Source organism: Fructilactobacillus ixorae, assembly GCF_024029915.1.
Classification (GTDB): Bacteria; Bacillota; Bacilli; order Lactobacillales; family Lactobacillaceae; genus Fructilactobacillus; species Fructilactobacillus ixorae.
Map to the genome: position 1 here is coordinate 439121 of NZ_CP097478.1, position 12804 is coordinate 451924.

General features: G+C 46.5%; 4 protein-coding genes and 1 pseudogene. All 5 read left to right on the forward strand.

What is annotated here, in order from left to right:
* The first annotated feature begins 13 nt into the window (after nucleotides 1-13).
* Nucleotides 14-1477, forward strand: a complete 1464-nt coding sequence (locus M8332_RS02105) for a glycosyltransferase (protein ID WP_252780535.1) — start codon at nucleotides 14-16, stop codon at nucleotides 1475-1477.
* Nucleotides 1455-2321 carry a hypothetical protein gene (locus tag M8332_RS02110; protein ID WP_252780536.1) on the forward strand — a complete coding sequence of 289 codons (867 nt, stop codon included), beginning with the start codon at nucleotides 1455-1457 and terminating at the stop codon, nucleotides 2319-2321. The genes M8332_RS02105 and M8332_RS02110 overlap by 23 nt, the downstream gene beginning before the upstream one ends.
* 92 nt (nucleotides 2322-2413) lie before the next feature.
* Nucleotides 2414-3853 carry a KxYKxGKxW signal peptide domain-containing protein gene (locus M8332_RS02115; RefSeq protein ID WP_252780537.1) on the forward strand — a complete coding sequence of 480 codons (1440 nt, stop codon included), beginning with the start codon at nucleotides 2414-2416 and terminating at the stop codon, nucleotides 3851-3853.
* Nucleotides 3854-4355: 502 nt separating this feature from the next.
* Entirely contained in the window at nucleotides 4356-11075 is a 6720-nt protein-coding gene (locus tag M8332_RS02120) for a serine-rich family protein (RefSeq protein ID WP_252780538.1), read from the forward strand.
* 188 nt (nucleotides 11076-11263) lie between these two features.
* A pseudogene (locus M8332_RS07215) lies at nucleotides 11264-11383 on the forward strand (KxYKxGKxW signal peptide domain-containing protein); the annotation flags it as partial.
* Nucleotides 11384-12804 lie beyond the last annotated feature (1421 nt).

Consider the following 12804-nt stretch of genomic DNA (forward strand, 5'->3'; position numbering starts at 1 on the left):
AAGAGGAATTGCTATGAATTTTTTCATTAACCAAGCGATGGGCATGGGCAATTCGGGTGTCGAACACGCTGAATTTTACCGCGCGGCCCGATTTAGACAAGCCAAGTTACCATTTCGCTTTTTATTTTTAAACCTGGTTCCAGAATTACACCAAGCCATGGATCGGTGGGGCCTTAAGGATCACGAAGTGTTAAACCTGTGGGAATACTTAGTGCTTGGCGAGGAGTATTTAAAAACGGGACTGAAAAAACGGATTAAGGCGCACAAAGGGACCATGGTAATTGATGGGACTAATACCAACCGGAAACAAGAACTAATCACGGATTCAGGAATGCGCGTGGTGCAACACTTCTTTAAGGGACCAGATAAGCAACACCCTGATAATCAAATTTTACAGGTTGGCGTTTCGCGGGTTGAACTTTATTCAGTTCAAACCGGGGAACGAAAGGTGATGTATCACATTGAAAATGATGTGCACCGTGGTCCCAATGTGATTAACATTCATTTGTTTAATGAACACGGTCATCACTTGTTCTTCCGCAACCTATATGATCTGCATCGGTACTTTTTTGTAAGCGTTGATCGAGCTTACCACGGCAAGAGTAATTTTATTATCGACCGGGGAGAATTTGCCGATGACGTTCTCATGGAAGACCGGATTCCAGACGCAAAAATTATTTACATCGTGCACGCGGATCAATTATCCAATCGGGATGATCCGAAGTATCCGTTGTGGAATGACCACTACGAATACATGTTGGAGCACATCCATGAGGTGGATCGGGTCGTAACTGCGACAAAATTACAACGAGATGATCTGTTAATTGACGAGCCAAGTGCCAAGGACATCGTAACGGCCATTCCTGTCGGCGGAGTTCGTGACGGGGTAACAAAACAGCAAGGGCGAAAAGCGCACCAACCGTTCCGGTTGATCACGGCTTCCCGGCTTGCAGCCGAAAAACACGTGGACGTGGCCATTAAGGCCGTTGCCAAACTGCACGACCAGGGGCAGGCAATTCAGTTCGACATTTATGGTCAGGGAGAAGAGCAAAAGAAGCTCGAACAAACGATTAAAGACTGCCATGCTGAGGACTACATCCACATGAAAGGCCTTTCCCACGATTTGGAACATGTTTATCCAAAGTATGATGCGTTCATTTCGACCTCATTTTCTGAAGGCTTTGGGCTCACCTACATTGAAGCTTTAAACGCCGGCTTGCCGGTTGTGACGTTTAATGCGCGGTTTGGAGCCCAAGAGTTAGTGCACGATGGGGTGAATGGTTACCTAGTCGATCTCAAGCGGAGCGATGATGATTATAACGTTGCACAAATTCAAGGGGCCCTGCAAAAGTTATTGACGGGGAATAACTACTCCAAGTTACAGGCAGCAACGAGTAAATCCGTCGCAGAATTTCAAGATCACATTACCGCGGATAAATGGAGGGATTTAATTAATGGATTACGTACTAGTAAATAACGTGGTCGCCGATAATCAGTGGCAACAAATTAAAACGCAAGCGTCTGATCCAAAGCATCCAAATGTGATTTCGTTAGTTTCGGCGCCCAAGTTAGGGAAGTATTTTGGGGAACCCGGCGTGAATGGGATTAACGTTTTGGATCGGTTAACGCACCGGAAGTATCACCCGGGACAATATCGGTTTTTCAACGATGTGCCGGTGCCTTATTGGGACAAAGTGTTTGTGAACAAGGATGGGAGCATTTCCATTTATGACCATGGGTCAGAGATTGGCAAGGAATATCTTTATCCAAACACTAGAAGAGCGGCGCAGGATGTGCGCTACACCAACCCGGATGGCACCATGGACTACATTGAAGAGTATGCCTACGATGGGACCATCTTCAGCAACCTGTTTTATGCGGAAGACGAAATGTTAGAAATGGTCTTTTATGATCAACGACACCGTCCGGTGGTTCGCTACTACCTCTATCAAAAGGTGATTAACTTAGTGACGGTGGAAGATCCAGAGACACACGAGGTCTTAAAGCGCTATGATTCGTTAGATGCCTTTTACAACGACCAACTACGCAGCATTGTCACTAAGGATGATACGGTGACCATCGATTACATGGGTGTGGAACTAATGGCACTTGCGAACACCGAGTCCCATAACATTTTACGGTTAGTTGAAAGTCCGCTGGACGACCAGGGGCAGGTCAGGGGTAACTTAGCTGATATACTGACGGATCGAATTAAGAAGATCCAGACCGTGCAGGTTTCTGCCGCTGATTATAAAATTTTACAAAATCAAGATTTACCACTTGAAAAAGTTGTAATAATTATAGATAATCAAAGTATGTAACTAGATTGTGTTTCAAATTTTAAACGTCAACTTAAAATTTATTAGCGATTGGCTATTAATTGCCAAGATTTCAAAATAAAAGGAGCCTAGATATGAGCAGATTTAATCAAAAACGACGTGATGCCATTTTTGATAACAATAAAAAAATCCGTTATCGGATGTACAAAGCCGGAAAACGGTGGTTGGTTGCCGGAACTGCAACCGTGACTGGACTGGCGGCTAGTTTGTTTTTAGGAGTGCCTTCGACATTCGCCGATGCCACCCAACAAGTCTCCAAACAGGTTGACGAAAATAGTGACCTGTTGATTAGTAATCAAAAAGCTACAATTCCGTCGACCTCAACTTCCAATAGTGATTCTAGTAGTGGCAGCACAAGCTCGGTCAGTGAATCAACGACGTCCGATTCAACTAGTTCCGGGAGTGCATCAACTAATTTGACGTCAACTTCCAGCACTAGCAAGAGCGGGAGTGACAGGGTGGAAAGTACGTCTACGACTGCTAGTCAATCCGAAAGTACCACTGTTACAGCAACCCAGGATGCTGCTCAAGTTAGTGAAACCGGGTCTGCTTCAACTTCAGTTGTGAATGGCTCCATGAACATGCAACTGGCGGCTGTAAGTAATGACAGCCAAGCCAAGTCCACCTACACCACTTCTGAAATCGATTCCATTAGTAACTCAGTTAGCGATGACTACGCTTCTCAATCCGCATCAGCGAGTGAATCACGTTCACTTGTTTCAAATTCACAATTAACGGATGCTTCCGTGGCTGCTAGTGCTAGCCAGTCGACTAGTGCTAGCCAGGATCAGGTCTCACAAACGAACGCCAGTGTTTCTAACCGGAATCGTTCCTATTCAGAATCTAATAGTCGCATCGACGGATCCCTATCAACTTCCGCTTCTGTTTCCGCGAGCCGGAGCAAGCTTGGGTTTGACAGCATGAGTCAATCTAACTCGATGTGGCTTGGTAGCGCATCGGCTTCCCATGCTGAGAGTACTGGGTACGATTCACAATATATTTATATTTCTGAAGCTCTTTCACGAGGAGCCAACTCATTTGCGGTTAAGTATCCCAATGGAGGAGCTCCTGTAAATGAGCAAGACTCATTTAACTCCGAGCAAAACTACCTGAGCCTGCAAGCTAGTCAACTGTCGTCCAATGAAAATAGTGTGCTGACGAGTATTAACGATAGTCATATCATCGTTCAAGATTCTGTTAGTCGGTCGGCGAGTCGGTCGGCGGCAATTAGTGCCTCAAATTCAACGTCGACTTTTGACAACCTAGCTTCGAGCGCTTCTGCTTCGGATAGCAAGGTTAACAAGAGCATCTCGAGTTACCAACAGGATTCTGCGCAAGCTAGCATGAATTACGAAAAGAGTGTGAGTGCCAGCCAATCAACTAGTCAACAGTTGAGTAACGACTACTCCACGAGTATCGAAGGGTCCAACAGTCAGGTAATTAGTACTTCAGAATCAATTAGTAGGGCTTCGGTCCCAGAGTCTGGAAAATGGCGCTTTAGAATCAATGAGTAGCTCAGCCAGCCAGTCAGCTTTGGCAGCCTCTAACTCAGCAAGTGCGAGTTTTTCGATAATTAGTTCGGATCAAACAAGTAAGTCTATTAATCAGTCAAATCTAGCTAGTACAGTTAAAAGCATGAATCTTGCCCAGAGCCAGAATGTTAGTACCTACCAAAGTAACTTAGCAAGTAAGGCAACGTCACTGAGCTTGCAGCAGTTATCGGGATCATCTTCGGTTAGCGTAAGCCAATCAAGTTCGGCTAGCCGCTCAACTTCTAATCGGGACGAGATTTTGAGCCAATCGCGAAGTGCTTCCACTAGTAGTAGTTCAAGCGCTTCAAAGCTTAGTCAACAATCGGACTCAATTAGTCGTTCGGCATCGATGACTTCGGCGAGCACAACCGAGACGGGTTGGATTAGTGAATCGTTAAGTTTTTCTGCCTCCGTTAGCGCGCAACTGTCTGATTCAGTTAGCCAACTAGCGGTCAATAGTGGGAGTCTTTCTGCTGAAAGCTCAATGAAGGCTTCAATTTCAGTTAGTGAAGCTAGTGTTTCAGCTAGTCGGAGTGCTTCCGTGAGTGTCATAACTTCAGGTAGCATTGCTAATTCCATCGAAGACTCTAACTACAAACGGCAAAGCCAGTCAATCGTTAATCAATCTAATTCAGCGGAAGCTTCCAAGAATTTAAGCACTGCTTATTCGCAAAGTGACAGCAATAGCATCATTACAAGTAAGCTGATTAGCAATTACATTTCAAATAGTACCAGTGAATCACGTTCAACGATGGATGCTAGTCTTTCGGTATCAGCATCGCGCTACTCAAATTCGATTCCTGCGTCTACGGTTGCTTCTCTCAGTGCTAGTACCTCTGAAAGTGAAGCAGACTTTAACTCACAGAGTAATTCAGTTTCTACGAGTGCCTCACTGAAGAGCGCTAGTGATAGTAATCTATCCCTAATTAACTCGACTTCAATTAGTAAGAGTACCAATGCCGGCTCTTCTGAATCAGCAAGGATCACGTCAGAGTCGATGAGTCGTTCGATTTCACATAGCGACAGCGACCAAAAATCGGTTTCTGATCAAGCTTCGGCAACTGCTTCAGTTACCAAGGAGTTTACCTCTGCTTCGAAATCGGCATCGGAAAGCATCTCCCTCAGTGGCTCTGCCTCCGTAAGCGCCTCAATTAGTTATTCTCTAAGTGGAGTTGGAGCTAACAGCGTTAGTGCTAGTGTTTCTAGTTCCATGAGCACCTCTGAAGTGACCGACCATTCAGCTTCGGCGAGCGCTTCAACTAGTGAATCCAACTCGACTTCAATTTCAATTGCAAATGACTCACAAAGTCAAAGTAAGCAAACTTCAATTTCTGCTTCCATGAGTTTAAGTCAATTGCATTCAACGAGTGAAAGCCGACAGGAAAGTGGTTCTGGTACAGACTCTGCCGCTGCTTCTACAAGTGCCTCAATGAGTGCGGCAGCTAGCACAACGGCTGCTGACAGTTCATCTATGAGTGCCAGCGTGAGCGACTCCGCTTCAGCTAAACACGTTGATGACAGCACGACGGCTAGTGCGTCCACGAGTGCCAGCGATGCCAACAGTGCACAACTGAGCATTTCCGCTGCTAACTCTAGTTCTGATTCGGCTAATGAATCTGTTTCGGCTTCACTAAGTGGTTCCAAGACGGGACCTACTAATGATTCTGCGAGTGCCAGTGCCTCAGTAAGTGCGAGTGCTTCGGCGGTAGCATCTACTAGTCAAAGTCAATCTGCATCTACAAGCATGGTTGAAAAGTCAATGCGTGATGCCAGTGCTTCTACGAGTGCCAGTTCTGCCAGTGCCTCAGCCAGTGCTTCGAAGCGCATGTCAGCGGAAACTAGTAATTCGGCTAGCCAATCAGCAGTTGACAGTACGTCGCTTTCCGCTTCAACTTCAAAGAGCAATGAAGTTGCTAGTGCCAGTGCCAGCAAGTCAATGAGTCAATCGTTGTCTGAATCTGCTTCTAACTCGAAGTCGATTAGTCAGTCAGGGCTGGATAGTATTTCTGATTCAGAAGCTAAATCAATGAGTAACTCCATTGCTAGTGACAGTATGAGTGCTTCGAAGAGTACTTCCGAAGCTAGTGATAGTGCCTCAGCTTCAACTAGTTATGAATCGGCGAGTGAATCCGCTTCGACAAGTAAGGCAGTTAGCGAAAGTACTTCTGCGAGTGCCTCAACTTCCGAAAGCGATTCAGTAATGAAGAGCGTTTCGGAATCTGTATCGAAGAGTGGGTCGGGGATGGACTCACAATCAGCAAGTAAATCCGCTGGCCAAAGTACTTCAACTAGTACTTCAGCGGCGAAGTCAATGAGCGATTCCGTCAGCACTTCAGCTTCAATGCAAAGTAAAGCTGATTCTACGAGCACGTCTAAGCGCGCGTCCACGAGTCAATCTGATGAAACTTCCATGAGCATCAGTACTTCAATTGCAAACTCTGCTAGTACTTCTGCTTCGAAGAGTGCCAGTGAATCCGCCAGTGCTTCGAAGAGTCAAAGTGCCAGCATTTCTAATGCAGATTCGACTCCAAGTTCTCGGAGTACGTCAGTAAGTGCTTCGATGAGCGATGCTTCTGATAGTGCTTCGAAGTCAACAAGCTTCTCTACCTCCTCATCAATGAGTGCGAGTGCCCCAGCTTCCACGAGTGCCGAATCGAAATCCGCTAGTGATGCCAGCGCTTCTAATAGTATTGCTTCGAAGAGTGCTTCTACGAGCATGTCGATGAGTACCAGTGCTTCGGCTAGCAAGTCCGCCAGTCAATCGGCGCTGGAAAGTACGTCTGACTCTGCCGCTAAATCAATGAGTAACTCCGTTGCTAGTGACAGTGCGAGCGCTTCGGCCAGTACTTCCGCTCAGAGCGACAGTGCTTCAACTTCAACTAGCATGGCTTCTGACAGTGCTTCGAAGTCCATGAGTGACTTGGCAAGCAACAGTAAGCAAGCCAGTGAATCAACTTCCATGAGTACTTCTGAAGCTAAGAGCCTTTCCGACTCAGTTTCCATGAGTGGCTCTGGTAATAACTCTGAATCAGCAAGTACGTCAGCGGCACAAAGTGCCTCCATGAGTACTTCAGCAGCAATTTCTGCGAGTGCTTCGGCCAGTGCCTCTGCTTCAATGCAAAGTAAGGCAGCCTCGATGAGTATTTCCACGAGTGCTTCCGCCAGTCAATCTGACGAAACTTCGATGAGCATTAGTACTTCAACGGCGAACTCCGCCAGCACTTCTGCTTCGAAGAGTGCGAGTGAATCCGCCAGTGCTTCGAAGAGTCAAAGTGCCAGCAGTTCGAAGTACGATTCACAGCCCGGCTCCCAAAGCATGTCGGTAAGTGCTTCGATGAGCGATGCTTCTGACAGTGCTTCGAATTCAACGAGCTTCTCAGACGCTACGTCAATGAGTAATTCAGCATCAGCTTCAGCAAGTGCTAACTCAAAGTCTGCTAGTGATGCCAGTGCTTCTGATAGTTCTGCTTCGAAGAGTGCTTCCACGAGCGTGTCAATGAGTATCAGCGCTTCGGTCAGCAAATCCGCCAGTCAATCGGCGCTGGACAGTACGTCTGACTCTGCCGCTAAATCAATGAGTAACTCCGTTGCTAGTGAAAGTACACAGGCTTCGGCCAGTACTTCCGCTCAGAGCGACAGTGCTTCAACTTCAACTAGCATGGCTTCTGACAGTGCTTCGAAGTCCATGAGTGACTTGGCAAGCAACAGTAAGCAAGCCAGTGAATCAACTTCCATGAGTACTTCAGCAGCAGTTTCTGCGAGTGCTTCGGCCAGTGCCTCTGCTTCAATGCAAAGTAAGGCAGCCTCGATGAGTATTTCCACGAGTGCTTCCGCCAGTCAATCTGACGAAACTTCGATGAGCATTAGTACTTCAACGGTTAACTCCGCCAGCCTTTCTGCTTCCATGAGTGCTTCAGCATCAGCTAGCGCTTCGATGATTCAAAGTGAAAGCAATGTTTCAAACTCAACTCCAGGATCAGCTAGTGATTCAGTGAGTGCTTCGATGAGCGATGCTTCTGACAGTGCTTCGAATTCAACGAGCTTCTCAGATACTACGTCAATGAGTAATTCATCATCAGCATCAGCAAGTGCTAACTCAAAGTCTTCTAGTGATGCCAGTGCTTATGATAGTGCTGTTTTGAAGAGTGCTTCCACGAGCATGTCAATGAGTATCAGCGCTTCGGTCAGCAAATCCGCCAGTCAATCGGCGCTGGACAGTACGTCTGATTCTGCCGCTAAATCAATGAGCAACTCGGTTGCTAGTGAAAGTACACAGGCTTCGGCAAGTACTTCCACTCAAAGCGATAGTGCTTCAGCATCAATTAGTTCGAAATCAGATAGTGAATCAATTTCTAATGACAAGGCAGTTAGCGAAAGTGTTAATGCTAGTCAATCAACTTCGATGAGCGCTTCAGTTGCTAAGAGCCTATCAATGTCCGCATCGAAGCTGGGATCCGGAACTAATTCTGAATCTGCAAGTACTTCAGCTGCTAAGAGTGCTTCTCTGAGTGGTTCGGCAACGACTTCAACCAGTCTGTCTGCCAGTGTTTCGGCTTCAATGGACAGTCAAGTAAACTCCACGAGTGCTTCTGCCAGCCAGTCAGCAAGACAATCTGACGAAGCTTCCCTGAGTGTTAGTGCTTCAACCGTTAACTCTGCGAGTGCTTCGGCATCGAAGAGCGCGAGTGAATCAGCTAGTGCTTCCTTGAGTTCCAGTGCAAGTATTTCGAAGTACGACTCACAACCCGGCTCCCAAAGCATGTCTGTAAGTACTTCCATGAAGGAAGCCTCAGAGAGTGCTTCAGCATCAACGAGCTTGTCTGCTTCAACTTCACTGAGTCAAAGCAAGAGCGCTTCTGCGAGTCATATTTGGAAGTCAGAAAGCGACATTATCGCTTCTGAATCTGCCAAAGTTCAGAGTAATTCGAAGAGTACGTCCATGTTGAACTCCACGTCCACGAGTCACTCGGTTAGTCAATCGATCGAGAATAGCATTTCTGCTTCAGCAATGCGGTCCTTGAGTAACAAGCTTGTCAGTCAAAGTGATAGTACTTCCTTGAGTACCTCGACTGCTTCCAAGAGCGCTTCAATGTCAACCAGTATGAAGGTTGATAGCGAATCTACATCTGATAGCATGGCAATTAACAACAGTAAAGAAGCAAGTCGCTCAACTTCGATGAGTACTTCGACAGTTAAGAGCTTGTCTGACTCAGTTTCATTGAGTGGTTCTGGAATGAACTCCGCTTCCGCAAGCATGTCAGCAGCTCACAGTGCTTCCTTGAGTAGTTCCGCTACTGCTTCCACGAGTCTATCTGCCAGTGCTTCGGCTTCAATGGCAAGTAACGCTGACTCCTTGAGCACCTCAGCCAGCGCTTCGACAATCTTTTCTGATCAAGATTCGTTGAGTAAGAGCATTTCGATTTTTGAATCGGCGAGTGACTCTGCTTCAACATCGTCATCGTTGTCTGCCAGTGCTTCGGCAAGTCAAAGTGCCAGCTTCGGTAAGGACACTTCCAACTCAGGCTCACAAAGTGATTCCTCAAGTACGTCTGCTTTTGGCCAGAGTATGAGTGCTTCAACTTCAACGTTCTTATCAAAACAAGCTTCCATGAGTACTAGCACTTCCGCTGCAGTTAGCGAGATCAAGAAGTCTGAAAGTGACTTTAGTGCTTGGAAGAGTGCTACTTCTGTGAGTGGTTCAAAGAGCGCATCGATGAGTGAATCGACTTCAACTAGTAAGTCGGTCAGTCGTTCCGTAATTGACAGCACGTCTGACTCAGCAATGCGGTCCTTGAGTCACGACATTGTTAGTCAAAGTGATAGTGCTTCAGCAAGTACGTCGGCTGCCTCGAAGCGTGCTTCAACGTCAAGTAGCATGGAAGCGGTGAGTGCTTCTGAATCTGCTAGTGCTGCTAACAGTAACAGCAAACGGGCTAGTCGTTCTAGTTCCATGAGCGCTTCACAGGCACAGAGCCTATCAGCTTCTGTTTCGTTCCATGGTTTTGGTACTAATTCGGCTTCCACGAGTCTGTCAGCAGTAACCAGTGTTTCCGCAAGGATGTCAGCTGTGAAATCCATGAGTACTTCGGCAAGTACTTCTGGTTCACTAGAAAGCAAGGTTAACGCAGTGAGTGCCTCGGCTAGTGCTTCCACGAGTCTGTCCGATAAGACGTCAACGAGTGTCAGTGCTTCTACCATCAACTCGGCAAGTACCTCTGCTTCGACATCATCATCGTTGTCTGCTAGTGCTTCAGCCAGTCACTGGGCAAGCCGTTCGCAGTACGCTTCAAACCCTGGATCGCAAAGTCTTTCAACGAGCGCCTCTGCTTCACAACAAAGTTACAGCGCTTCGAGATCGACGAGTCTTTCACGATACTCTTCCATGAGTATGAGTCGGTCAGCCTCACTTAGCTTTGTTTCAAAGTCTGCTAGTGATGATAGTGCTTCAACTAGTGCTGCTTCGAAGAGTGCTTCAATGAGTATCTCAACGATTGAATCTGATGCAAGCAGTAAGTCGATGAGTGGCTCAGCTATCATTAGTACGTCTGATTCAGCAGCAAAATCGACTAGCAGTTCAGACGCAAGTGTGAGTGCTTCAGGTTCAACTAGTGCTGCTTCCCGGAGTGCGAGTGCTTCAAGTTCTGCAAGCGTTTCCGGCTCAATTAGTAGTTCCATTGTTAACGATAACAATGCCACTAACAATGGAAATGCTGGAAACAACGGTAATATGAATCCAACGCAAGCAAACAACGGGAACGTTGCTGGTGGTAGTGGATTTGCACCGGTAATTGGAAGCGGAGCCTTAGCAGGGCTCGCAGCCGTTAATGGAAATGCAATTATTCCTGGCTTGGTTGGTGTAGCGGTGCAACAGTTGGCTACGAATAACAACGGTGATAATAACCAGAATAATACTGGCAATGCCAACGCTGCGAACGCGAATGCGAACGCACAAGCTAATGCTAATGCGACGAACGCGAATGCAAATAATCAAAATGCGAGTCAAAAGACTAAGCATAAGCAGCGTTCGTCGAAGACAAAGGTGAAGGACTTTGCTAACAAGCAACGGATGAACCAAAAGCAACACCAGAACTCTAATTATGCAGAACCAATCGCCTTTGCCTTGGCCGGGTTCGGAATTCTTGGATTGTTGTTGTTCTTACTCTTCAAACGGAACAATGATAAGAACAATAATTCTCAAAACTAATCTCCGATTTGATTGAAAAAACTTGATTTAAAGTAAAAGGACCTAGTGATTAATTCACTAGGTTCTTTTTGTTATAATTAGTGCTGATTGATAATCCTTATTTAATGATTGTATTATCCGGAAAAAAGCGTATAATAAATAGGTCTAAGGTAATTATCGTAAAGTTAATTAGAAAGGGAGGCGGGATCATGAAGAACTTTAACCAACGCCGATTTGATGAATTATTTGCGAACAATCAAAAAGTTCGATATCGGATGTATAAATCAGGAAGACGCTGGTTAATTTCAGGGACGGCCACGCTTAGTGGAGCAGCGGCTACGATTTGGTTGGGCACCCCGGTCATAATGGCCGAAGTTACCCCAACCGTTAATCGCGAACTAACCGATAAAGATCAAGTCCTGGTTAATGAAACTTCGTTAAAGATCCCGGCCCATTCAGCAACAGAATCGGAGAATCCGTCAACTACAACGAGTGCATCGCTACCGACTAGTTCCGTTAGTACCCAGATTTCAACGGGGACGACAGAAAAAGCGATGGATTCAGCAAGTTCAGTGGGGGAGCAGCAATCAAGCGAGTCCCAAACTTCACCAGTACAAAGTAATCAGCTGGCAGATCAACCAAGTCAGGAATCAACCAGTCAAGTCGCAGAGACGACCACTAAGTCCAGTAGCAGTGAGCAGGCCGTTACTAACTCGACGAGTGCGTCAGCTCATTCACAGTTAGAAGTCACGCCAGCTACAACTACTGAGCAGTCGTTAAGTGATTCTGAATCATCCACCACTAGCGACAACCACCGTTCCGAGTCAACTAGCAGCACTGGATCATTCGACAGTGCAGCATCACAAGCCACTGAGCGTGAGCAGAATGACGCCCAAATTGAGCACTCGTTATCTGAAAACCAATCCATGAGTCTAGTAACAGCAGATTCACTAGCTGCTTCAACCAGGACGTCTGAACTGTACGGGCAAGCGTTGGCAGTTACGAACTCTTCAACCGCAAAGCAGCGGAGTGATTTTCCAACTGGTCCGGCCGGTGAAAACAATCAATTAAATATTTTTATGGATGCAATTGATCGCGCTTTAAAATTGGTTAACTCGAGCTTGGCTGAGCTGGGCATTTCGGCCAACGTTGATAACGTTTTGAGCGGTAACGATTACATCTATGACGGTAATTCCGGCTCAATTCAGATTAGAACCAGCCGGGGTTGGTTTAATATCTTTGGTAACCAGACTTCCAATCTTTACATTTGGAATCCTACTGCAAACGGGGGAGCCGGTGCTTGGGAACTAGTCGGTGCCTATACCACCACTGATTATAATCAGGACGTTACGGTTCAAATTAACCCGGCCGACTATGGGCTTAACCCTGGGGATGAAATGTATTTTCAAGCGGGCGTGCAAAGTCGGGACCTAGCTAATCGAGTTGCTGATTACATTATCAGTCAATTTGGCAATAATTTGCTTGACCGGGTGTTTAGACGGGCACTCGAGGATGCGGTTAATGCATATAACACCGTTGTCGGCATTGCCAACAGTGAGACTTATTCGAAAGTATTAGGCTTACCAGTGGTGCTGAATTTCCCGTCCTTGTCGGCCTCTGCTTCAGTCAGCTTACATGATTCGTTGGCAACGTCTTTGTCAGAAAGTATGTCAACGAGTTGGGGATCGGAAGCACCAAGAGAGACTCCGTCACAGCTGGCTTCTTTGAGTGGGTCGCAGGCGACTTCGAT